Annotated in this window: 24 protein-coding genes; 11 read left to right on the forward strand and 13 right to left on the reverse strand. The window is 66.4% G+C overall.

What is annotated here, in order from left to right; translation table 11 throughout:
* The first annotated feature begins 84 nt into the window (after positions 1-84).
* Positions 85-1593: an alpha/beta hydrolase gene (locus ACPXCG_RS01570; RefSeq protein ID WP_425788454.1), complete on the forward strand. Its 1509-nt coding sequence runs from the start codon at positions 85-87 to the stop codon at positions 1591-1593.
* Between the two features lie 50 nt (positions 1594-1643).
* Here ACPXCG_RS01570 and ACPXCG_RS01575 read toward each other — a convergent pair whose 3' ends face one another.
* Positions 1644-2480, reverse strand: a complete 837-nt coding sequence (locus tag ACPXCG_RS01575; protein ID WP_425790423.1) for a lysophospholipase — start codon at positions 2478-2480, stop codon at positions 1644-1646.
* Positions 2481-2504: 24 nt separating this feature from the next.
* The gene (locus ACPXCG_RS01580; protein ID WP_425788456.1) at positions 2505-2909 is read right to left on the reverse strand and encodes a hypothetical protein; all 405 of its coding nucleotides are present in this window, start codon (positions 2907-2909) and stop codon (positions 2505-2507) included.
* Positions 2910-3014: 105 nt separating this feature from the next.
* On the opposite strand from ACPXCG_RS01580, the gene ACPXCG_RS01585 reads away from it, so the two are divergent.
* Genes ACPXCG_RS01585 through ACPXCG_RS01595 form a run of 3 tightly spaced genes read left to right on the forward strand, consistent with a single transcriptional unit; the run spans position 3015 to position 5184 of the window.
* Positions 3015-3986 carry a pirin family protein gene (locus ACPXCG_RS01585; protein WP_425788457.1) on the forward strand — a complete coding sequence of 324 codons (972 nt, stop codon included), beginning with the start codon at positions 3015-3017 and terminating at the stop codon, positions 3984-3986.
* Complete coding sequence (locus ACPXCG_RS01590) at positions 3983-4459, forward strand: MarR family winged helix-turn-helix transcriptional regulator (protein WP_425788459.1); 477 nt, start codon at positions 3983-3985, stop codon at positions 4457-4459. The genes ACPXCG_RS01585 and ACPXCG_RS01590 overlap by 4 nt, the downstream gene beginning before the upstream one ends.
* A complete protein-coding gene (locus ACPXCG_RS01595) occupies positions 4456-5184 on the forward strand; it encodes a pirin family protein (protein ID WP_425788461.1) in 729 nt (242 codons plus the stop codon). Before ACPXCG_RS01590 ends, ACPXCG_RS01595 begins: the two co-directional genes overlap by 4 nt.
* 1 nt (position 5185) lies before the next feature.
* Here the strand turns inward: ACPXCG_RS01595 and ACPXCG_RS01600 are convergent, their stop codons facing one another.
* Both ACPXCG_RS01600 and ACPXCG_RS01605 read right to left on the reverse strand, forming a co-directional pair.
* Positions 5186-6115 (reverse strand): LLM class F420-dependent oxidoreductase, encoded by a 930-nt coding sequence (locus ACPXCG_RS01600; protein WP_425788463.1) that lies wholly within the window; start codon positions 6113-6115, stop codon positions 5186-5188.
* A gap of 25 nt (positions 6116-6140) precedes the next feature.
* On the reverse strand, positions 6141-7112 hold the full coding sequence (locus ACPXCG_RS01605; RefSeq protein WP_425788465.1) for a cation diffusion facilitator family transporter: 972 nt from the start codon (positions 7110-7112) through the stop codon (positions 6141-6143).
* 137 nt (positions 7113-7249) lie between these two features.
* Between ACPXCG_RS01605 and ACPXCG_RS01610 the strand changes: the two genes are divergently transcribed.
* A complete protein-coding gene (locus ACPXCG_RS01610; RefSeq protein WP_425788467.1) occupies positions 7250-7666 on the forward strand; it encodes a hypothetical protein in 417 nt (138 codons plus the stop codon).
* 170 nt (positions 7667-7836) lie between these two features.
* Here ACPXCG_RS01610 and ACPXCG_RS01615 read toward each other — a convergent pair whose 3' ends face one another.
* Positions 7837-8337 carry a mycothiol transferase gene (locus ACPXCG_RS01615; protein ID WP_425788469.1) on the reverse strand — a complete coding sequence of 167 codons (501 nt, stop codon included), beginning with the start codon at positions 8335-8337 and terminating at the stop codon, positions 7837-7839.
* Between the two features lie 367 nt (positions 8338-8704).
* On the opposite strand from ACPXCG_RS01615, the gene ACPXCG_RS01620 reads away from it, so the two are divergent.
* Entirely contained in the window at positions 8705-10225 is a 1521-nt protein-coding gene (locus ACPXCG_RS01620) for a YibE/F family protein (protein ID WP_425788471.1), read from the forward strand.
* Here the strand turns inward: ACPXCG_RS01620 and ACPXCG_RS01625 are convergent, their stop codons facing one another.
* The 4 genes from ACPXCG_RS01625 to ACPXCG_RS01640 all read right to left on the reverse strand — a co-directional run bounded on the left by ACPXCG_RS01625 (position 10226) and on the right by ACPXCG_RS01640 (position 14365).
* Entirely contained in the window at positions 10226-11089 is an 864-nt protein-coding gene (locus tag ACPXCG_RS01625; RefSeq protein ID WP_425790425.1) for a hypothetical protein, read from the reverse strand. It lies immediately after the preceding gene.
* Positions 11090-11254: 165 nt separating this feature from the next.
* Positions 11255-12046 carry a serine hydrolase gene (locus ACPXCG_RS01630; RefSeq protein WP_425788473.1) on the reverse strand — a complete coding sequence of 264 codons (792 nt, stop codon included), beginning with the start codon at positions 12044-12046 and terminating at the stop codon, positions 11255-11257.
* A 114-nt stretch (positions 12047-12160) separates the two neighbouring features.
* Entirely contained in the window at positions 12161-13627 is a 1467-nt protein-coding gene (locus ACPXCG_RS01635) for a serine/threonine-protein kinase (RefSeq protein ID WP_425788475.1), read from the reverse strand.
* Between the two features lie 54 nt (positions 13628-13681).
* Entirely contained in the window at positions 13682-14365 is a 684-nt protein-coding gene (locus ACPXCG_RS01640; protein WP_425788477.1) for a TetR family transcriptional regulator, read from the reverse strand.
* A gap of 172 nt (positions 14366-14537) precedes the next feature.
* Between ACPXCG_RS01640 and ACPXCG_RS01645 the strand changes: the two genes are divergently transcribed.
* The 5 genes from ACPXCG_RS01645 to ACPXCG_RS01665 all read left to right on the forward strand — a co-directional run bounded on the left by ACPXCG_RS01645 (position 14538) and on the right by ACPXCG_RS01665 (position 19700).
* Positions 14538-15617 (forward strand): ferredoxin reductase, encoded by a 1080-nt coding sequence (locus tag ACPXCG_RS01645; RefSeq protein WP_425788479.1) that lies wholly within the window; start codon positions 14538-14540, stop codon positions 15615-15617.
* A 2-nt stretch (positions 15618-15619) separates the two neighbouring features.
* On the forward strand, positions 15620-16837 hold the full coding sequence (locus tag ACPXCG_RS01650; RefSeq protein WP_425788481.1) for a fatty acid desaturase family protein: 1218 nt from the start codon (positions 15620-15622) through the stop codon (positions 16835-16837).
* 68 nt (positions 16838-16905) lie between these two features.
* Entirely contained in the window at positions 16906-17280 is a 375-nt protein-coding gene (locus tag ACPXCG_RS01655) for a hypothetical protein (RefSeq protein ID WP_425788483.1), read from the forward strand.
* A 26-nt stretch (positions 17281-17306) separates the two neighbouring features.
* Positions 17307-19130, forward strand: a complete 1824-nt coding sequence (gene recQ, locus ACPXCG_RS01660; RefSeq protein ID WP_425788485.1) for a DNA helicase RecQ — start codon at positions 17307-17309, stop codon at positions 19128-19130.
* A gap of 66 nt (positions 19131-19196) precedes the next feature.
* Positions 19197-19700, forward strand: a complete 504-nt coding sequence (locus tag ACPXCG_RS01665) for a DUF4395 domain-containing protein (protein ID WP_425788487.1) — start codon at positions 19197-19199, stop codon at positions 19698-19700.
* A gap of 167 nt (positions 19701-19867) precedes the next feature.
* Here the strand turns inward: ACPXCG_RS01665 and ACPXCG_RS01670 are convergent, their stop codons facing one another.
* Genes ACPXCG_RS01670 through eno form a run of 4 tightly spaced genes read right to left on the reverse strand, consistent with a single transcriptional unit; the run spans position 19868 to position 23433 of the window.
* Positions 19868-20890 carry an exopolyphosphatase gene (locus tag ACPXCG_RS01670; RefSeq protein ID WP_425788489.1) on the reverse strand — a complete coding sequence of 341 codons (1023 nt, stop codon included), beginning with the start codon at positions 20888-20890 and terminating at the stop codon, positions 19868-19870.
* Positions 20887-21417 (reverse strand): DUF501 domain-containing protein, encoded by a 531-nt coding sequence (locus tag ACPXCG_RS01675; RefSeq protein ID WP_425788491.1) that lies wholly within the window; start codon positions 21415-21417, stop codon positions 20887-20889. Before ACPXCG_RS01675 ends, ACPXCG_RS01670 begins: the two co-directional genes overlap by 4 nt.
* On the reverse strand, positions 21414-22136 hold the full coding sequence (locus tag ACPXCG_RS01680; RefSeq protein ID WP_425788493.1) for an FtsB family cell division protein: 723 nt from the start codon (positions 22134-22136) through the stop codon (positions 21414-21416). Before ACPXCG_RS01680 ends, ACPXCG_RS01675 begins: the two co-directional genes overlap by 4 nt.
* Before the next feature lie 13 nt (positions 22137-22149).
* On the reverse strand, positions 22150-23433 hold the full coding sequence (eno, locus tag ACPXCG_RS01685) for a phosphopyruvate hydratase (protein ID WP_425788495.1): 1284 nt from the start codon (positions 23431-23433) through the stop codon (positions 22150-22152).
* Positions 23434-23479: the final 46 nt, after the last annotated feature.

A 23479-nucleotide genomic window follows, 5' to 3' on the forward strand; every position in this document is an offset into this window, starting at 1 on the left:
CGACAAATCAGTCATCACGGAAGCCCTCCGCGCCGGAGGGTCCGTGCGTCGGGGGACATCGCTCAATTCTTTGTCAGGAGTCTCATGCCCATCCCTCCGGAATCCCTGGATCCGAATCTGGTCACCGAAGGCTGGCAGGTCTCACCCACCGCCGCGACCGCACATCCGCATCGTCGCCGACACCGTCGGCTCGCGGGCATCGCCGTCGTCGTCGCGTTGAGCCTCGGCCTGTTCGGCATCAGCTCGCTGATCTCGGGCGGCAACAAGGCGTCGGCCATCACCGGTCACCCTGAGGTCCTCCGCGAGGGCTGTACCTGGGACACGTCCGGCAACTTCGTCCAGAACTGCAAGGTCTGGTCGGCGTCGCAGAACAAGTTCGTGATCGTCCAGATCCGCGCGTCGAATGGCAGCGACAACGGCGTCTATCTGCTCGACGGCATGCGCGCGAGTGAGGACCGCTCGGCCTGGACCACCGATGTACAGGCGGCGAAGGTCTACGACGGCGCGAGCGACACGACCCTGGTCATGCCCGTCGGCGGCGCGTCGTCGTTCTACACCGACTGGGACGCGGGTGCCGGTGACCAGAACACCACCATCAAGGAAGAGACCTTCCTGACCGCCGAACTCCCCGACTACCTGGCGGAGAACTTCGGCGTGAGCAAGAACAACAACGCGATCATCGGCCTGTCGATGTCGGGCGGCCCGGCCGTCACACTCGCCGAGCGGCACCCCGAGCAGTTCAAGGTCGTACAGGCAATGTCCGGCTACTACCAGACCGACAACCCGATCGGTGCGCTGGGCGTGTTCGGTTCGCAGACGATGGTGTCGAACTACACCAACGGGATCGTCAACATGTGGGGCGCGCCGGGCAGTCAGCGGTGGACCGACAACGATCCGTCGAAGAATGTGAACAAGCTCAAGGAGAACGGCCAGACCCTGATCATCTCCTCGGGCAACGGTTTCCTCACCGCGACCGAGATGGCGAAGCTGTCGCAGCAGGACCAGATCAGTGCGATGGCGCTCGAGATCCTGTCGGCCTTCTCGACCGTGTTGATGCAGTTGCAGGCGGCACAGACCGGGGCGTCGGTCATCTCACTCCCCAACTACGGCGGACACACCTGGGAGAACTGGGGTCGCGGGCTCGCCGACGGCAAGGATCACGTCCTCGAAGCTCTGCGCAGCACCCCGCCGGTCACCGACAAGGTGCAACTCGTGAGCGCATCGGGAAGTCCCGAACCCGAGGGGGCGGCCAAGGCCACCCAGGCGGCGCTGGTCGCCGCGAAGGCCTCACCGGCGCTGACCCCCGAGGTCCTCGCCGCCGCCACCGAGGCATCGGCGTCGTCGACGGCGAGCTCGACAGAGTCGTCGGCCGCGAGTGTCGCATCCGGTTCGTCGGAGGCGCCTGCGGCGACCAGCGACGCATCGGAACCAACCGCGGACACCCCCGGCAGCACCGAGGTCGGGACCACCGTCCCCGCGCCGCCCGCCGACACCGCCGACACGAACTCCACTGTGGATTCACCGGCGCCCGCGAGCTCGCCAGAATCGGTCGCACCATCGGCGACGACACCGACCACCACCCCGGCGGCGTGACGGCAGCGCGCTGACTACCCATCGGCGGTACGCGGTCGTCGGTCCGCGGATCAGGGCTCGGGCGTGTGATCGGCCACCCAGCCGAGCACGTCCGAGATCACCTGGTCGCGCTCCGGCTCGTTGAAGATCTCGTGATAGAGACCGTCGTAGATCGTGAGTGTCTTGTCCGATGACGCGGCGAGCCGATCCACCATCTCGCTGCCGGCCGGACTGGTGAGGGCGTCGGCACTGCCGTGCAGTACTAGCAGCGGGATGTGCAAGCCCGGCAACCGTCGCGGGAACGATCCCATGGTCGCCAGCATCGCGCCGCCGAGGGCCGCCGGGATCTTCCCGCGCGTCACCAGCGGATCGGTGTCGTAGGTGGCGACCACCTGCGGGTCACGCGAGATGTTCGCCGAATCCAATGCCGTGGTGGGCAATCCGGGTGCGACTCGCGCCAGCAGCGGCGCCAGTTTGACCGCGACCGGCGACAAATCGTCGCCCGGCACCACGGCGGCACCGGAGAGCACCAGACCGTCCAGTCGATCCTGATGCTCGAGCGCGAAGTCCAGGGCGATGCAGCCACCCATGCTGTGCCCGATCAGGAAGGTCGGCAGGTCGCCGATCGCGACCTGATCCAGCACCGTGCCGAGATCGTCGGTGTAGTCCGAGAACCGTTGGACACGAAGACGTTTACCGCCCGACCGCCCATGACCCAGGTGATCGGGCACGGCGACCAGGTAGCCCGCACCGACGAGACGCTCGACGACGTGGCGGTAGCGGCGACCGTGTTCACCGAGCCCATGGGCGATCACGACCGTCCCCCGCGGACCACCCTCCGGGCGACTGACGTCGTAGGTGATCGTCTCGCCGTGCCGGCCACGGAACGAACGTTCCTCCACTGCCATGTCGGTCATTGTGGTTGCACTCCTTCAGCTGAGAAGTCCGAGTCGCGAGGCCACGCTGCGCCCCGCCGATTCCAGTGCGGCGAGCGGTCGCATCGCCGCCTCGCCGATCCCGACCAGGATCTCCACCCGCCCGACGACGCGTTCGAGCCGATCGACCACATCGACCATCACATCGACGGTCGAATCCACCTGGTCCAGCGTGCCCGTCAGTCGCGACATGGTGACGCCGAGATTGTCGATGGCACCGTCGAGCCCACCGATCGTCTTGTTCATGTCCACGAGCACATCGCCGAGGTCGGTCAGGATCGCCTCGACCTGATCCACCGTCACATCCGCGTTCAGCGCGGCCTGCGCAAGCTTCTTGAATCGCTGCCGTTCGGCAGGTCGTGCGTCGTCAGAGCCACGATTCCCGCCACCGGTTTCGGCCATGACCTGATTATTCATGGTCGAGGACCTCACTCGGGGGAATACGACGCGAGCCCACCCTGTTGAGGCCGATATAGCTCAAAATTGAGCTACCGAGAGGAGCCCGTCATGCCCGCAATCACCGCCGACACCCTGACCTTGCCGCGGTTGCGCTCCGCAACCCCCGAGCAGACCGAACGACCGGTGAAGTCGGTGACCACCGGACCCCGCGGCTTCGAGGGCGAGGGTTTCCCGGTGGTCCGGGCCTTCGCCGGGGCGTCGAGCACCGACCTCGATCCGTTTGTCCACATGGACCAGATGGGCGAGGTCGACTACGAGCCGGGCGAACCCAAGGGCACGTCCTGGCATCCACACCGCGGATTCGAGACCGTCACCTACATGATCGACGGCCGGTTCCAACACCAGGACTCGACCGGAGGCGGCGGTCTCATCGAGAACGGCGCCACGCAATGGATGACCGCGGGAGCGGGCATCCTGCACATCGAGACCCCGCCGGCCGAACTCGTCGATTCCGGCGGCCTGTTCCACGGCATCCAGCTGTGGGTGAACCTGCCGGCGGCCGACAAGTTCATCACCCCCAAGTACCAGAACCTCGAAGGCGGCCAGGCCGCGCTGCTGACCACCGAAGACGCCGGTGCCCTGATCCGCATCATCGCCGGAGAGATCGACGGTCACGCCGGACCCGGATCGACCCACACACCGATCACCTTCGCGCACGCCACCGTGACGCCCGGTGCACGACTGTCCATGCCGTGGCGTCCGGACTTCAACGCACTCGTCTACATGCTGTCGGGCCGCGGCACCGTCGGCCCCGGCGCCCGGCCCGTCCGGCAGGGCCAGCTGGTGGTGTTCGGCAAGGGAGACCGGATCACCGTCACCGCGGACGAGGGGCAGGACTCGAACCGTCCGGCACTGGAACTGCTGGTCCTCGGCGGACGGCCGATCCGCGAGCCGGTATTCCAGTACGGGCCGTTCGTGATGAACACCAAGCAGCAGCTCGTCGAGGCCATCGATGACTTCAATGCCGGGCGACTCGGCGTCGTCCCGCCCGACGCGCTGATGCCGCACACCTCACGGTGAGCCCATCCACGACGCCGGACCCGCGCCGAGCCGCGTGGCAGGTCTTCATCGAGACCAGTGCTCGTCTTCAGACCGTCCTCGACGACGACCTGAAGTCGAGCGCCGGCATGTCCCTCGCCGACTATCAGGTCCTACTTCTGCTGCACGATGCGCCACGACGGCGTCTCCGGATGCGGGATCTCTCCGAACACCTGGTGTTCTCGACGTCGCGACTGTCGTATCAGATCGACACACTCGTACGCCGCGGCTGGCTCGGCCGTGAGCGGGCCGACGAGGATCGACGCGGCAGCTACGCGGTGCTCACACCCCGTGGCGCCGAGGTGTTCCGGCACGCCGCCCGAGACCACGCCCGGTGCGTCCGAACGCTGTTCATCGACGCCTTGTCCGAGACCGACGGGGTCGCCCTGCTGGACATCATGACCCGGCTGTCGGGCCACATGTCGTCCCAGCACGAGACGAGAGGCCGACGATGATACAGATCATCCGGTCTGACGAGCGCGACCATTGGTGGAACGAGTGGCTCGACTCTCGCCAGTCCTTTCCCGCGACGGGCAATTTCGACCTGGCCGCGAATGCCCACGGTGTTCTGCTCGTCCACAATGACGATCGTGTCGACGCAGGCGAAGGTCTCGACACGCACAGGCACTCCGACACCGAGATACTCACCTGGGTACTCGAGGGCGTTGCGGCGCACCGGGACTCCACCGGTCACGAGACACTGATCCACCCCGGCGAGATCCAGCGGATGACGGCCGGGCGCGGTATCCGGCACAGTGAGCGCAATCCGGCTCGCCGCAACGAGGATCGACCGTTGCGCGTCATCCAGATGTGGATCGCCCCCGACACCGCGGGTCTCGATCCGGGATACGAGCAGCGCGACCTGACCACCGAACTGTCCTCCGGTGAGCCGGTCGTCGTGGCGTCCGGGATGGCCGCCCACGCCGACGGCCCGGCCGTCTGGCTCGCGAACCGTCAGTCGGCGCTGTACGTCGCACGAGCTCGAGCGGATCGCCCCATCGAGTTTCCGGCGGCGCGGTTCGGACATCTGTTCGTCGCTGCCGGAACTGTATCGGCCGACGGCATCGGGGATCTCTCGGAAGGCGACGCGGTCCGACTCACCCGGCACGGAGATGTCCGCATCCGCCCTCACGAGAGCGCCGAGCTCCTCTACTGGGCGATGGACACCTCGGTGCGCTGAGTCAGCGCAATTGCGGCGCAACCTCATTCGCGACCAGCTCCAGATGATCGAGATCGCTCAGGTCGAGCGTCTGCAGGTAGATCCGGCTCGCGCCGGCGGCGCGATAGCTCTCGATCTTCTCGACCACCTCGGCGGGGGTACCCGCGGCACCGTTCTCCCGGAGCTCATCGATCTCGCGGCCGATCGCTGCCGCACGACGGGTCAACTCCTCCTCGGTGGCTCCGCAACACAACACCAACGCCGCCGAGTAGATGATCGAGTCTGCAGACCGCCCCGCATCGCCGACGGCCGTACCGACCCGCTCGAACTGCGCCCGGGCCTGATCGACCGGCTGAAAGGCCGCATTGAACTCGTCGCCGAAACGAGCCGCCAGCGCAGGAGTGCGCTTCTTGCCGGTACCGCCGACGATGATCGGTGGTCGCGGCGACTGGGTCGGCTTCGGCAGCCCAGGCGACTGGCTGATCGGGTAGTGCCCACCGGGATGGTCGAAAGTCTCCCCGTCCGGGGTGCCCCAGAGGCCGGTGATGATCTCGAGGCTCTCCTCCAACCGATCGAACCGCTCGCCGAGCGGCGGAAACGGGATGCCATAGGCACTGTGTTCGTCCTCGAACCAGCCGGCGCCGAGTCCGAGTTCCACTCGGCCGCCACTCATCTGGTCGACCTGGGCGACGGAGACCGCGAGCGGGCCGGGATAGCGGAAGGTCGCCGAGGTCACCAGTGTGCCGAGCCGGACACGCGAGGTCTCGCGCGCCAGGCCGGCCAGGGTGAGCCAGGCGTCGGTCGGACCGGGCCGACCGTCGACATTCATCGCCAGGTAGTGATCACTCCGGAAGAAGGCGTCGAAGCCGAGGTCCTCGGTGGCCTTCGCGACGCGGAGCAGGTCGTCGTAGGTTGCGCCTTGCTGGGGTTCGGTGAAGATTCGCAATTCCACGGTGCCAACCTACGCCCACTTCCGTTCACGACGTGAGCGACGGCTCATCCGACGTCGACAGGGTCAGGACCGCCTCGACGATGCTCTCGTGTTCCTCGATCTCACGTTCGACCTGCCGCAACCGGACGGCCAGATCATGTTCCGCGAGGTCGCCGGTCATGTCGACCGCAGCGACCAGGAAGTACTTCATCGGGCCCACATACTCGACGTGCAGGTAGGTGACCCGGTCGATCTCAGGGCGCCCGAGCAACGCGGTCAGGATCTCGGTCCGCGTGGCGGGCATCGCCGACTGCCCGAGCAGGAACTCGCCGTTTCGCTTGATGAGGAACACCGCGATGAAGGCGAGCAGGATGCCGACGAGGATCGATCCGATCGCATCCCACACCGCCTGCCCGGTGATCTCGTGGAGGGCCATGCCGGCAGCGGCGATCGCCAGTCCGACCAGGGCCGCCGCATCCTCGAAGAACACGGCCCGCAAGGTCGAGTTGGACGTGCGGCTGACGAAGCGGACCGGGTGGATCGAGAACCGCTCGCCACCCGCCGACGCCTGACGGATCGACTGCGCGAACGAGACACTTTCCAGCACTGCCGATATCGCCAGAACGAGGTAGCCGACGAGGTAATTCGCGTCCTCCTCGGGCTCGGTCAGAGCGGAGATCCCGTGCATCACCGACACCACGGCCCCTACCATGAACAGGCCGAACGCGGCGAACATCGACCAGATGTAGGTTTCCCGTCCATAGCCGAACGGATGCCTGCCGTCGCGGCCCCGGGCACCGCGCCGTTCCGCGATGAGCAGGAAGATCTCGTTACCCGCATCGGCCCACGAATGCGCGGATTCCGCGACCAGCGAGGCCGAGCCGGTGATCCCTGCGGCCACGGTCTTGGCAACGGCGATCAGCACATTCATCGTGAACGCGATGACGACCGTCAGCATGGATTCGCCGGACGGATCGTCTGAGGTGCCGGCCGGTGACTCCGTCGCATCCTTCGCCATGCCCCGATCGTCTCATGGCTCACTGTGCAGGGACGGACATCTGCCACCCGGCACGTCCAGGAGCAGCGCCACCCATCCGTGCCTCCATCGGCTCCGAATCGCTCCGGTCAGCCACCCGCAACAGAGGAGTCACCATCATGCGTTCTGCCACCCGCACCGCCCTAGGGATCATCATCGCCGGGGCGGGCGCCGCCGGTATCTCCCTGGCCGCCGCGCCGGCCGCCCACGCCGTACCGGAGGTGTGTCCCGGCCTTCCCGGACAATCGTCGACAATGCCGAACTGCCAGGTCGATTCCGGCCCCACCGGACTCACTCTGGCAATCACCGATGGCGGCGGCAAGGCCGCGGTGACCGGCGACAACTATGCCGGTCCGGCCGCGATCGCCATCGGTAAGGGAGCGACGGTCACGATGACCGGCGTGCGTCCGGGCCTGGCCATCGGTATCGCCGGACCGGGCGCCACCGTGGTGGTCGACGGCAAGAACGGTCCGACCTGCACCGGCGGCGCCGCGTTCGCCGGCGACTTCCAGACCTGGAAGGGCTGCCGCTCGTGAGGTTCTGACCGACTGCCGGAATCGGTTCGGCGTCGAGGTCTCCGTCTGCGTTGCACCGCGAACCATCCGCGCACCCGTTGCTCAGCCGCGCAGGTCGCGACGTGCGCGGGTGGGCATCGGGTGCGCGTTTGCCGACTACTTCGGCTGGACCTGACTTCGAGATGAAGGGGTCAGCCCACGAGACCGCGAACATAGGCCGCCTGACCAACGTGCTGTGCGTCGTCGTCGACGACGCTGATCAGGCGAACGCCCAGCGTCACCGGCGGATCCCAGTTCTCGTCGATCACGCGGTCGAGATCGTCGTCGGTGAGAGCGCCGAGGTACCCGATGGTGACGGCGTGCGTCGCGTCGTAGTAGTCCCGGAGCAGTCCCGGCTCGGCCACCACCTGCCCGACCTCCTCGGCGGACTGTCCATAGCCGGAGGCAGTTGCCGGGAACGGCAGGTCGAACCGCTCGTGGAACCCTGCCGACGTCCAGACCTCGTCGGTGCCTGCGACGTCGGCGATCTGCGCATCCTGAGCACGGGTCAGGTGCCAGACCAGCCAGGCGATAGTATTCGCCTCCGATGTCGGCCGGTAGACGAGTTGATCCGCCGTGATGCCGTCGAGCACCGCGTGAACGTTGTCGGACACACGGCCCAAGCCGTCGATCAGTACGTCGGTTGATCGCATATCTCCACTTGTACTCCGGTGCCGCGACCACGACAGCAGGTTGGGACGTCCCGATCTCACTCCCTGTCCGATCATGTTCTCCGTTGCGCGCACACCTGGCGATCGGCTCGATGGCGCGGCCCATCCCTGGGAAGTCCGAGGACACCGTCACCCACGTCGTCCCCCCGCGCCCGAGAAGTACAGACCCCACGGCCGTTCGTATGTTCCGGGGTCGTTGCGGCACAAGCGGTTCGGTCGCGGCGACCGGTCGCCCGGGAATCATCGCGGCCCGTCCCGCCGGGTCGACCTGACGGCCGAGACCGTCGACGACGTCCACGGCCACGCCCGACGAATGGGCACCTCGCGGGAAAGCGCATAAGGTGTCGGCGTGAGTCATCCCGGACACGGTCACGGACATTCCCACAACCTGTCGGAGATCCCTGCTGTCCTCTCGCCCATCGCCCGCTGGATCGTGATCGTCAGCCTCGCCGTCATCGGCATCGGCGTCGTCGCGGGGGCGGTGGTGCTGTGGCCGTCGAACAGTGACCACGCGATCCCGATGCAATTCCGTTCGGCCGACGGCGGTTCCATCCGCGCCGTCGACGGTCAGGTCGTGGGGCAGGTTCGGGCGGATTGCCTGAATCCGCTGGCGGGCACCGCCCAGGACAGCGCCCAGTTCCAGATCGAGGGGGTGACCGACCTCGGCCCGTGCATCCAGAGCACGGTGCGGATCGACAGTGGTGACGACGAGGGTCGCTACACCCTGCTCGAAGTCCCGACCAACCGGGCGCAGTCCGGCACCGAACCGGGCGCGTCGACCCAATCGCGGGGATCGCCGGATCAGCCCCAGGCCGGACAGCCGACGCTGAACACCGGCGACAAACTCCGTCTCAGTGTGGTTCCCGGTCCGGACGGCACCCCGCGCTACACCTTCTTCGATTTCAACCGGACCGTACCGACCCTGGTGTGGGCGTTCCTGTTCGTCGCCGCCATCACCCTGGTGGCCGCGTGGCGTGGATTCCGATCGATCATCGGACTCGCATTCGCCTTTCTCGTCCTCGGCGTGTTCACCCTGCCCGCCATCCTGGACGGCGAATCACCGGTGGCGGTCGCCGTCGTCTCGTCGGCAGCCATTCTGTTCGTGGTCCTGTATCTGGCGCACGGCGTGAGCCTCCGGACGAGTTCGGCGTTGCTCGGCACCCTGATGTCGCTGATGCTGGCCGGGCTGCTGAGCTGGCTGGCGATCGACACGATGCACCTGACCGGCCTGTCGGGCGATCAGACCACCAATCTCCAGGTGTACCAAGGCAGTATCTCGATCAGTGGGCTGTTGCTGGCGGGCTTCATCATCGGCACGCTCGGTGTCCTCAACGATGTCACCATCACGCAGGCATCGGCGGCCTTCGAACTCGCGGCTGCGGGCGAGTCGACGCGACTGGGCACCTTCCGGGCCGCGATGCGCGTCGGCCGGGATCACATCGCCAGCACCGTCTACACCCTGGTCTTCGCATACGCGGGCAGCGCACTCCCCCTGCTCCTGCTGTTCTCGGTCGCCCAGCAACCGTTCGGTTCGCTGATCACCACGGACGCCGTGGCCGTCGAACTCGCGCGATCGTTCGTCGGCGGCATCGCAATCGCACTGTCGGTGCCGTTGACGACAGTGATCGCGGCGGCATTGGCCCGTCCCGCCGGACGCGCACGCGCCGCGGTTGCGCCGACACCGGCCGCACCTGCCCGCACGGCCACCCGGCCGGAGACCAACCGAACGACGGAAGCACGGACGACGCAGGCCGCGCCGGACACCGGCCGACGACGCGTCCGCGATCATGGTGCCCAGCAGATCGAGCCGGTGGAGCGACCCTCGTCGGTCGTCTCGACCGGTCGGCACGCGAAGATCGAGGACGACTGATCAGCAGCGTCCGGTGGGCAGGGTGGCGAGATTGCGGTCGATCCAGTCCCCGACCCGGTTGAGCATCGAGATACCGCTGGAGAACGATCCACTCCGAGGCACCGCGGCCATGGACACCGCGACCTGACCCCGGGTGGTGCTGATGATCGCGAGCTGCCGCACCAGATACCCGGCAGAGGTGGACGTCGCCGGCCCCCAGCCGCCCTTCACCGCCGTCACCGCACCTTGTTTGCGGCCGACCTTCGCGACGCCCCACTGCTGATTGGCCGCGACGGAACTCATCAGCCGGATGACGTGCTCGCTTTCGGCGAGGCACGGCAGATGCGCAGCGAATTGGGCCTGATCGGCGAGCGCCCACGGCGTGTATCCGGGATAGGACGGCGGATCGTCCGCCTCCGAGGTCACGGCGGTACGCAGGTCATGCCCTTCACGCAGGACCTCTGTCACGGCCTCGACCGAGCTGCGACCACCGCCGAGTGATCCCCACAGGTCGCCTGCCGCGTCGTTGTCCGAGAACGTGATCGCCTTGTCCTCCTTCACCGCGACGGCCGCACCGTTCTTGCGCTGCGCCGCCAGCGAGACCGGCACCTTCAAGGTGGACCATGCACGGCCCGACTTGAGATTTCCCATGGTGATCGACTGGTCGGTGCCCACGGGGGTGATGGCCAGCCCCAGCGTGCCCGGCAACGACTTGCGCATCGACTTCTGCAACGCGGCGAAACTCGTCGTCAGCTTCTTCTCCACCGGGACCGGCGGCTCGAGAAGCCGCGCGACCTGCGGTGGCAGCGGCGGCAGCTGCGGTGGCCACCACGGTGGCGAGGCGGCAGCAGCGCTCGCCGTACCGAAGACCACCGAACACACCATGGCCACTGCTGTGAGGCCCACAGCCAATTTCACACGAGTCACTTCTGTCTCCTGAGTCACATCTGTAACAGCAGGATAAGGTCCAGACGCGGCGACTGCCAGCCATGATGCGAAGTCGTAGTCTTTCGCGGACAGGAAGGCACCTTGGCTGCGACTTGCGCGTCGTCAGCAGCGGCCTCGCGGAAGTCGCGCGATATGGGCGTTCAACCATCGTGCGACGTCATTCAGTGCATTGATGCCCTCGACCATGGAATCGGCGACTGCGCTCATGGCCACGGCCGTCGACCGGCCGTCACGATAGCGGACGAGGGCAATCTGGCGCACCAGGTAGCCGTCGGCGATTCCGGGGCCCCAACCGCCCTTCACGGCCGTGGAGGCAGGAGTCGGCATCGACTCCACGCCCCACTGCTGGTTGCCCGCCACTCGCCCCATCAGATCGATGACATGATCCGTTCCCGGTAAGCAGCTGAGGTGGGCCATGAAAGTCGCGGCGGAGGACAAGGACCAGACGGTCTGGCCGAACGTCGTGAACCCCGGCCGCAGGGCCTGGGAAGGCACCGTCGTCTGGCTGTCGCCGCCTTCACGCAGTACCTGCGTGACCGCGTCAGCCGCTTGCACAGGCGAGCCCAGCGACGACCACAGTTGCTCTGCGGACGCATTGTCCGAATTGACGATTGCCGCGGCTTCGGCCGACGAGGGTCCATGCGCTCGTTCGGCGGCCACTGCCAGCGGAACCTTGATTGTCGACCACGCGACACGCGCCGTCCGGTCGCCCAGGGTGAGCTCCGGAACGGCGTCGCCACCAACGGGCGCCATGGCAATCCCGACGTTCACTCCCGATGATGCGGCGATGGTCGGAAAACCAGAAACGAGCACGGCGTAGTTTCCAGGTTTCGCAGGCATCGGCGACAGGCTCACCTGGGATCTCGGAGACGTCGCCGTGACGGTGACGGTCACCGGAGACACCGGCGGCTGTGCACTCGGCTCGTCGCACGCACTCAACAGAACGGCGACAGCGCAGGCCGCGGACCCCACAAAGAGCGCTTTCTGCTTCATCCGCGCGCACTCGGATCAGTAGACGTATACGACCGCATCGTTACCCCCACGACATGCGACGACCCCACCTTCTGGCGCGCAAGACATTTGATAGGCGGTTCCGGTCACCGGGCTATATGCGACGATGTCGCGCGCATACCCCTTCGGCCCGGTCTGCAGGTATTCGTCCCGGACCGCCACCGCAAAAGGGCAGCTGGTGACCGAGGTACCGACGGCCACACCCGCGCCGCACGACGATGCCGCCTGAGGCGGGGCGGCCACGGTCGGCATGGCGGAAGTGCCGGGCTCCTCGGGCGTCACGGTCTGGGTGACGGTGGGCGTGGTGGGCGCGGTGGAAGAATTGTCCGGCTGTTTCCGTAACAACCAATAGCCCCCGAGCGCAAGCAAGCCGATCAATGCCGCCGCGATGATCCCGACCAGGACGGGTACCACCCATCGTCGGCTTCCCCGGTCGTCGCGACCCGGCCCGTAACCGTATGGCGGCGGATAGTGCGTCGGCGGAGGCTGTCCGGCGTACAGCGGCGGGCCACCGAGGCTCTCCTCGGAGACATAGTGCGGCGAAATGGGCGGATCCACAGCAGTTGAGGCAAGAATCGCTGTCGTCTGAGCATCGTCCTCGCGCGCTCCCACCGAGTTGGCCGCCGAACCGGGATCATCATGCAGGGCACGTCGCGCATCGTCTGCCAGTGCACGAGCGGTGCCGTAGCGATGGTCGGGTCGGCTCCGCAACCCTTGCGCCACCACGGCATCAAATGCCATCGGCATATTCGGATTGACCGCGCTCGGAGATGGGGGCTTGTCGAGAACCGCGGCCTTGATCGCCGCACTGATCGTCTTTGCCGGATGTGGCACTCGGCCGGTGAGGCACTCGAAGAGAACACATGCCAACGCGTAGATATCGGTCGCCGGCGAGACATCGTCGGAGTCGAATAATTCCGGGGCCATATACGCGACAGAACCAACGGCCATACCGGAGTCGGTCAGCCTGCTGTCGGCGCGCCCTTGGGCAATACCGAAATCCACGAGATAGACAAAATCGTCGCCGGTCAAGAGAATATTCTCGGGTTTGATGTCGCGATGTACCACGCCGTGGCGGTGGGCATCGTCGAGCGCAGACGCCACCTGAGAGACGATCGACACTGCGCGTTCGGGTTCCAGGGCCCCTCCGCGCTGCAGAGTGGTCCGGAGATTCTCGCCGTCCACGAAGCGCATGTCGATATAGAGCAATCCATCGATGTCGCCCCAATCATGGATCGGAATGACGTGGGGATCACCGAGACCTGCGGCAACATGCGATTCCCGACGAAAGCGCTGTTGATAAATCGGATCATCGGCGAGGACCGGGTTGAGCAACTTCACCGCCACCACACGGTTCTTGACCGTGTCATATGCGCGATAAACCTCACCCATACCGCCGTGGCCCAACAGGTCATCCAGCCGATATGGCCCTACCTCGCTACCGAGTTGGCCGACTCCCGACATGAACAAATGGTAAATACACGAACCGACATATATTGAATATCGGGAATTCGGACTTTATTCCGGGCGCGGTCGCCAGCGCCCCATACCGAGGAACACCATCACGAGCTGCCGCTCGGTCCGCTCGACGAGTTCGCGTTCCGAGCCACGCCCCCGATGGTCGTTGTCGAGCAGGTCGGCGACGGCCGTCAACATGATCGTCACGATGAGTTCGGCCGCGATCTCGAGGTCCTCGGGGAGCCAGGTGGCCAGGTCGGGTAGCCGCGAGAGGTCGATCGCCAGCTCCTTGGAGAACAACCGGAGCTCGGTGTCGATCGCCCGCCTGATCTCGGCGATGCCGCCGTGCTGCTCGCGGACGAGAAAACGGAATTGCGCCTCGTTGTCGTGAACATGCCGCAGCAGGATCGCGAGCGAATTCTGCGCGGTGGGCAATGCCTGGCGCGCTGCGAGATCGCGCCGCCCCTCGCGCAACATACGGCGGAGCACGCGCATCGAGTCCTCGACGAGGGTGACGCCGAGATCCTCCATGGACGCGAAGTGGCGATAGAAGGCCGTCGGCACGATGCCGGCCCCGCGTGCGACCTCGCGAAGGCTGATGCTGGCGAAGCTCCGATCCGCAACCAGTTCCATGGTGGCGTCGAGCAGGGCCTGGCGGGTGCGGTTCTTCCGTTCGGCCCGGGTCTCCGACTCGCCCTCATCGCGCGACGAGCGCGGACGGGTGGTGTGTCGGGTCCTGGTCACGTTCCGAGTCTAAGTGGCCCGCTCCACGGCAGCGGTGTCGCCCACCGCACCGCGCCGCAAATCCGTGTTGGCCGTCACAACCGATTCCGCTTGACGGCACACCCCGGAGGCGTGTCACACTTCTTGTGTACAGATGTTCACTGAAAAGTGCACCTACGAACGGAGCCAGCCCATGAGCATCCGCATCCCATCTCTCGTCGGCCCGATCGTCGAGGCCGCCCTCTCGCCTCACCCGGTCGATCGCTATCTCGAACTGTTCGATCCCATGCTCACCTGGCGCGACCTTCGCGGCAAGGTCATCGCCGTCCACCGTCCGACGGACCGGTCCGTACGACTCGTCCTGCGCCCGACCCGCCAGTGGAAAGGCCACCAGGCCGGTCAATATGTGCAGCTCAGCACGGTTATCAACGGAGTCCGTCACGTGCGGTGTTTCTCCCCGGCCAATACCGCGGACACACCCGGCGACGATATCGAACTGACCATCACCGCACACGACGACGGGTTCGTGTCCAAGCATCTCCGCGAGCATGCCCACGTCGGCATGGTGGTCGGACTGAGCCAGGCGGCCGGGGAGTTCACCCTCCCCGCGCAGCGACCCCGGTCCGCCGTCTTCATCAGCGGCGGCAGCGGCATTACACCTGTACTCTCGATGGCGCGCACGCTCGTAGCGGAGAACCATCCGGGACCGATCACGTTCGTGCACTACGCACGCACTCCTGCCGATGTCGCCTACCGTGCGGAACTCACCGCCCTGGCCTCCGCGTATCCCGCCATCGACCTGCGGCTCCACTACACCCGCGGGGACGAAGACGGCCATTTCACCGGGGAGCACCTCCACGACATCGCCGGCCTCGACGAGGCCCACCTGTTCGTCTGCGGACCCCCGGCCCTGATGGACGCGGTGAATGATCACTACGACACCACCGGGATGACACAACCGCTACACAGCGAGGCATTCGTGCTCGCGTCGCCGATCGCCGTCGACCCGGACGCCCCGATCGACGGCGACCTGACGTTCCTGCACTCCGGCAGGTCAGCGACCAACGACGGCCGCACCATCCTCGATCAGGCGGAATCCGCCGGGCTCAGCCCGGACTCCGGCTGCCGGATGGGAATCTGCTTTTCCTGCACCGCCATCAAGAAATCTGGCTGCACGCGCAACGTGCTGACCGGAGAAACCGACACCGAAGCCGACAAGCGGATCCAGCTTTGCATCAACGCACCTGTCGGCGACGTGGAAATCGAGGTATAGCCATGACCAGCACCGAGATCGCACCCACCACCACACCACTCACCGGAGTCGTCGTCGAGCATCACCCGACCGAGGACGATCGGCCGACGGCCGCCGGCAACCCGAACCACATCACACTCGGCTACGAGCAGGTCGAGGCACTCGGCCGTGACCTCGACGAGTTGCGTGCGCGGATCGTCGCCGACCTCGGCGAGAAGGACCGCGAGTACCTGTACTCGATCATTCGGGCCCAGCGCGGATTCGAGATCGCAGGCCGCGGGCTCATGTACCTGGGCTTCTTCCCGCCGGCCTGGATCGCCGCCGTCGGCGCCCTCTCCGTGTCGAAGATCCTCGACAACATGGAGATCGGCCACAACGTGATGCACGGCCAGTACGACTGGATGCGCGAGGACACCTACAATTCCCGCGAGTTCGAATGGGACACCGTGTGTCCGGCCGATCAGTGGCGACACAGCCACAACTACATGCACCACACCTTCACCAACATCCTCGGCGAGGACCGCGACATCGGCTACGGCATCTTGCGAATGGCGCGTGACCAGAAGTGGAATCCCTACTACCTGGGCAACCTCGCATATGCGACCGGCCTGATGCTGCTCTTCGAGTGGGGTGTGATGCTGCACGACCTCGAGGTCGAGAACATCGTCGCCGGGAAACGCAAGTGGTACGACGTCAAGGGGCTCGTGAAGGGTATGTGGCGCAAGGCCGGTCGCCAGGTCCTCAAGGACTATGTGGTGTTCCCGGCGTTGACCGGCCCGATGTTCGTCACCACGCTGCTCGGCAACGCCTCGGCGAACCTGGTCCGTAACGTGTGGACCTACTCGATCATCTTCTGCGGCCATTTCCCCAGCGGTGCACAGACCTTCACGCCCGAGGAGTGCGAGAACGAGACCCGCGGCCAGTGGTATCTGCGTCAGATGCTCGGGTCGGCCAACATCACCGGTAGCCCGCTGTTCCACCTCATGAGCGGCAACCTCTCGCATCAGATCGAACACCACCTCTTCCCCGATCTCCCGGCCAGCCGGTACCCGGAGATGTCCGGCGAGGTGCAGGAGATCTGCGAGCGTTACGGACTGCCGTACAACACCGGTTCGCTGAGCCATCAGCTCGGGTCGACCTGGAAGAAGATCGCCAAGCTCTCGCTGCCGAACTTCATGACCCGCGACGACGACGATCTGGTGGTCACCGTGGAACGCGAGAAGCCTGCGTCCGCCGCCTGACGACGGTGGGTGTGCGCGGGGGTACCCTCGGTGCACATCCACCGACCATCAGCTCGAGGGGACTCACCATGGTCGATCGCATCGAACGCAACAAGGACCTGATCCAGGAAGTGGTCGAATCGACGGCCACCCACGTGGGTCAGATCGCCACCATCATCACCGGAGCGGTTGCCGGCGTCGCACGGGAGATCGGCGACCTCGTCACCGACGGCTTCGAGATGCGTGACGCGGCCCGTAAGGCCCGTCAGGACGAGGAGCGCGGGATCGTCGATGTCGGGGCGGAGGACATCATCGAGGGCAGCGAAGCTGCCGACGATGACGAGATCGGCGATCCGGTCGATCTCGGCGAGCTGCCAGCATCCGAGCCGGCCGCTCTCGCCGGCGCGGAAGATGTCCCGGAGGAACCTGTCGATGTCGGCGAGCTGCCGGGCGAGCAGCCCTGACACACGACGCCAGTAATCTTGTGCCCATGTCGGACATGTGGCACGTGCTGGAGTCCACTTTCGGATACGAGTCGTTCCGCGGCGACCAGGAAGAGATCGTCGGGCACGTGGTCGGCGGCGGCGATGCCGTGGTCCTGATGCCGACGGGGGGCGGCAAGAGTCTCTGCTATCAGGTACCGGCGCTGGTCCGCGACGGGTGCGGCATCGTGGTCTCGCCACTCATCGCACTCATGGCCGATCAGGTGGCGGCACTTCGTGAACTCGGTGTCAGCGCCGCATACCTGAACTCCACCCAGATGCCCGACGAGCGGGCCGCGGTGGAGGACGCTTTCCGCGCGGGCGAGCTCGACCTCCTGTATGTGGCGCCCGAGCGCCTCAACACGGTAGGAACGCGAAACCTCCTGCAGCAAGGGAAGATCGCACTCTTCGCCATCGACGAAGCGCACTGCGTGTCCCAGTGGGGCCACGATTTCCGGCCTGACTACCTCGCGCTCGGCGAGCTGGCCGAGCTGTGGCCCGACGTCCCGCGGATCGCATTGACCGCGACCGCAACCGCACGGACCCATGCCGAGATCACCGAACGACTCCACCTGAGCGGTGCCCGCCATTTCGTCGCGGATTTCGACCGGCCGAACATCACCTATCGCATCGTCGGGAAGGCCGAACCGCGCAAACAGCTGCTGGCGTTCATCCGAACCGAGGGCGTGGTCGACGGCGTGCCGGCCACAGGCATCGTCTATGCGCTCAGCCGGGCGTCGGTGGAGAAGACCGCCGAGTTCCTCGCGGCCAACGGTGTCGATGCGATGCCGTATCACGCAGGCCTCGACCGCACCGTCCGTCAGCGGACACTCGAGCGATTCCTGCGCGCCGACGGCGTGGTGGTGGTCGCGACGATCGCGTTCGGCATGGGGATCGACAAACCCGACGTCCGCTTCGTCGCGCACATCGATCTGCCGAAGAGTGTCGAGGGCTACTACCAGGAGACCGGCCGCGCAGGGCGTGACGGTCTGCCGTCGGTGGCCTGGATGACCTACGGCCTGGCCGACGTCATGCAACAACGGCGACTCATCGACCGATCCGACGGTGACGCGAACCACCGTCGAGTCCAGCAGCAGCACCTCGACGCGATGTTGGCGCTGTGCGAGACCGTCGACTGCCGGCGCGGGCAACTCCTGCGGTACTTCGGCCAGGACGCGACCGAACCCTGCGACAACTGCGACACCTGCTTGAGCCCGCCGGCCACCTCGGACGGGACGATCGCAGCGCAGAAGCTGCTGTCCACCATCGTCCGGTTGCAACGCGAGTTCCGGCAGTCCTTCGGCGCCGGACATCTCGTCGACATCCTGCGTGGTGCCGACACAGCCCGTATCCGGGAGTTCGGGCACGACCGGCTCACCACCTACGGGATCGGCACCGAGCTCGACGCGGCGGGCTGGCGCAGCGCGATCCGGCAGCTGGTCGCGACCGGAATCATTGCACCGCAAGGCGATTACGGGGTCCTGACGCTGACCGAGAAGAGCGGGCCGGTACTGCGCGGTGAGGTCGCGGTGATGCTGCGGGACGATCCGGTGCGGAGCGTCACCCGGAGCCGGTCGGCGAAGCCTGCTGACGATCTGCCCGAGGCCGACCGTGGACTGTTCGAGCACCTGCGCTCCTGGCGAAAGGCCGAGGCGTCGAGCCGCGGCGTCCCACCGTACGTCGTGTTCAACGACGCCACACTTCGAGAACTGGCGGCCCGCCGCCCCGAGACCGCGGAACAGATGCGCGGTGTGTCGGGTGTCGGCGATGCGAAGCTCGAGCAGTACGGCGACGACGTCCTGGCGACCATCGCCACCTTCGAACCGGCGTGAGCGGAACATTTGCCCTGCTAGCGCGGTTGTACCTATCCTGAGCCGTCGTTGTCTTCAGGAGGTCCCGTGTCCCGTTCATTGCCCTCGGCGCTGACGTTCCCCAATCCGGTCAACGACTACGCGGCGCGATCGACAGCCGGTCTTGTCATCCTCCTCGCCGTTGTCGCGATCCTGGTGAACAGTCCCGTCCTGTACGCACTCCTCGCGCTCGGCTTCCTGCTCCGGGTGATGGCCGGTCCACGGTTCTCGCCGTTCGGGCAACTCTCCGTCCGCGTGATCGCTCCCAAGATCTGGCGTAAGTCGAGGCTCGTCCCTGGACCGCCGAAGCGATTCGCCCAGACGATCGGGCTGGTCTTCAGCGGCACCGCCCTGGTGCTGTCACTACTCGGCGCCGGATTGGCGGCACAGATCGTCGTCGGCCTCCTCATCGTGGCCGCCGGCCTCGAGCTCGTCGTCGGCCTCTGCCTCGGTTGCGTCGCATTCGGTTTCCTGCAGCGTCGCGGCATCATTCCCGAAACCGTGTGCGAGGCCTGCAACAACCTGTCGTTGCGCACTCCCGCGGCGACCTGATTCGCGATCGGCCGGAGCAAGGATCGGCCGCGTCCACGGTGGCCGGGTGGCCGGGATCCAAATCATCGACGCAGATCCCGGGCGGCGCGACTTCTTCGGCAGGTCGCTCACACGTGCGGTGGTCATCACCCCAATACCCAACAACTATGTTGGGCGGCGAAAGATGCTCAGTCCAGCAACCCCAGCGCGATGCCGTCCAGGATGTCGTGCTCGCTGACCACGAGGTCGGTGATCCCGGCCCGTTCCCGGAGAACTCGCGCGAGTTCCATGGTGACCAGGGCGCCACCGCCGATCACGTCGACGCGGCCCGGGTGCATGGGACCGAGCGCGGCCCGCTCGGCACGGGTCATCCCGACCAGCCGCCGGCAGACCACGTCGAGATCGTCGAGGGAGATCCGTGAGAGATGGATGACCTCCGGGTCGTATTCGGTCAGTCCCGCACCGACCGCCGACAAGGTGGTCATCGTGCCGGCCACACCCACCCAGGTGCGGGCACCGTCGACGGGAACCGCGGCGAAGGCCGGATCGAGTCGTCCGCGCGCAAAATCGCGCGCCGCGCCGACCTCGTCGGTGGTCGGCGGATCTGAGGGTAGGCACCGTTCGGTCAGCCGGACACATCCGATGTCTGCTGAGTACGCCGCGCTCACGCCGTCCGCGTCACCCACCACCACCTCGGTCGATCCGCCACCGAGGTCGGTGACCACGAAAGGTCCACTGGCAGGATCGAGTTCGCCTACGGCGCCGCGGAACGACAGCCGCGCCTCCTCGTCACCGGTGATCACCTCGGCACGTGCTCCGGACACCACCCGACCGAGGATCTCCGAGGTCATCGCGAAGAAGTCGTCGCGGTTGGAGGCATCACGGGTCGCCGACGTCGCGACCATGCGGACGCGTTCGACGCCTGCCGCAACCATGATGTCGGCATAGTCCGACAACGCCTTTCGGGTGCGTTCGATGGCTGTCGTGGCGAACCGACCATTGGCGTCGACGCCTTCGCCGAGCCGGACGACGCGCATCTCGCGGTGGATGTCGACGAGTGGGCTCGAGGTGTGATCTCGATACGCCTCCTCGCTGCGCTCGCCGGCTACTCCGCCGGATTGAGCTTGTCGAAATCGATCAGCGGTAGAGGACTCGGCGACCAGCAGGCGGATCGAGTTGGTTCCGCAATCCACGGCCCCGACGATGGTCACTCGGGGTCATCCTCCGTATTGTCGGTGGACTGGTGGCGGGGCCAGTCCACCGGAATCGCCGTGCCGCGCAAGGCCCCTTCGGCCGCCAGCGCGACGGACTCGTCGCCCAGCGGATTGAGACCGGGCCCCTTCGCGAGCGAATGTGCGATCAAAACGTGCAGGCACTTCACCCGATCGGGCATGCCGCCACCGGTGAAGTCGGTACCCAGCGACTCGATCGCATCGCGCTCGGCGAGGTATGACTCATGGGCGCGACGATAGGCCGCGGCCAGCTCGCGGTCGGTGCCGAGGCGCGCGGTCATCTCCTTCATCACCCCGGCCGATTCTTGGCGACTCGCCTCGGCGGTGAGCCGCGGATCGGTCAGGTAATAGAGCGTCGGGAACGGGGTGCCGTCGGGCAACCGAGGGGCCGTCTTGATGACCGCCGGTGCGCCGTCCGGTGTGCGATAGCTGACCTCGACGACGCCACGCGGCTCCCGCCCGAGTTGCTCGGCGATCGTGGCCAGGTCGGTTGCGGAGACGCTCACTTGGCGTTCGGAGGGGTCGCCACGGATTCCCAGAGATTGCCGTACCACGGGTTACGTGCGCGTTCCTCGGCCTTCTTCTGCGCGGCGATCCGCGCGTCGTCACCGGGGTACATCATCACCAGCGCCTTCTCCCCCGGCCGCACGAACTGAAGGCGCTCGCGCGCTTTCGCCTCGATATATGCCGGGTCGCCCTGCTCGTTCACCTTCTGCTGATAGTCGGTGACCTGGGATCGGAGACTGTCGTTGCCGGCCCGCAGCTGATCGAACTCCGCACGCTGCGAGAAGTAGGTTCGGACCGGCATCGCGAGCGTCAGCGCGACAACGCTGATGACCAGCGCGAGGATGATCGCCCGCTTGGCGTCGAGACCTTCCCACCGGGCGGTCAGCGATGCGCGATCGAAGCTGCGCCGGCGCGTTCGGTGCGTCGGCGAGCGCCGCGCGAGAGAGGCGATGCGGCTGTCGGGACGGGCTTCGGCGGCAGAGGTACCCCGCCCTGTCGAATCCAGCTCGTCTGTGTGCACTTCCTGCTCGCCGGTCTCCGTCACCGAGATCCGGGACGGACGCGCCGACCCCGGGGTGACCCCCGGGGATCGGGGCCGGGCATGACCGTGCGCGGCACTGCCACGTCGATCTGCCCGAGCCCGATGACGCCGACCGTTCGGCATCCCACGAGACGGCTGGGCACGCTCACCATGCTCCCGGCGCCCGCCTGATGTCATGGGTTCAAGCTAATCACGAACCGAACGAGAATCGCGGGAAGGCGAGGTCCCCCGCGTACCGTGCCGCGTCGCCCAGACCCTCTTCGATGCGCAGGAGCTGGTTGTACTTCGCGACACGCTCGCTGCGGGCCGGCGCGCCGGTCTTGATCTGCCCGCAGCTGCAGGCCACGGCCAGATCGGCGATGGTGGTGTCCTCGGTCTCGCCCGACCGGTGACTCATCATGGTCTTGTAGCTGTTGTTGTGGGCGAGTGCCACCGCATCGAGTGTCTCGGTGAGGGAGCCGATCTGGTTGACCTTGACCAGCAGGGCGTTGGCGACCCCCTCCGAGATACCACGTTCGAGGCGTTCGGGATTGGTGACGAACAGATCGTCCCCCACGAGCTGGACCTTGTCGCCGATGGCCTCGGTCAGAGCCGCCCACCCTGCCCAGTCGTCCTCGGCGAGCCCGTCCTCGATCGACACGATCGGGAAGTCGGTGACCAGCTTCTCGAAGAAGGTGATCATGTCGCTCGACGAACAGTCCTTGCCCTCGAGCTTGTAGACATCGTTGGAATAGAACTCGGTGGCGGCGGCATCGAGCGCGACGACGACGTCCTGACCGAATTTGTATCCGGCCTTCTCCACGGCCTCGCCGATCGCGGCGAGGGCGGCCTCGGTGTTCGGGAGGTCGGGCGCGAACCCGCCCTCGTCACCGAGTGCGGTGTTCATCCCCTGCTTGTTCAGGACCGACTTCAGCGCGTGGTAGACCTCGGCGCCACAGCGGAATGCCTCCTTGAACGTGGGGGCGCCGACCGGCGCGATCATGAACTCCTGGAAGTCGATTCCGTTGTCGGCGTGCTCACCACCGTTGATGATGTTCATCATCGGCACAGGCAGGATGTGCGCATTCGGCCCACCGAGGTAGCGGAACAGCGGCAGACCCGCCGACTCCGCGGCGCCCTTGGCCACGGCGAGGGACACACCGAGGATCGCGTTCGCGCCGAGTCGGCCCTTGTCGGGGGTGCCGTCGCAGTCGAGGAGCGCCTGATCGACCAGGCGCTGGTCCTCGGCCTCCAGACCGATGACCGCAGGCGCCAACTCACCCAGCACCCCCTCGACGGCCTTCGTCACGCCCTTGCCGCCGTAACGCTCACCGCCATCTCGCAATTCGACAGCCTCGTGCTCACCGGTCGAAGCACCGGAGGGGACCGCCGCGCGGGTGAAGGTGCCGTCGTCGAGAACCACTTCGACCTCGACGGTCGGATTGCCCCGCGAATCGAGAATCTCGCGTGCACCGACCTGCTCGATCATTGCCACAGCTGTGCCCCTTTATGGTCGACGGGGTCGACGCCACTTCAACGCC

Origin of the sequence: Gordonia sp. DT218 (assembly GCF_049847105.1) — a bacterium.
Lineage (GTDB): Bacteria > Actinomycetota > Actinomycetes > Mycobacteriales > Mycobacteriaceae > Gordonia.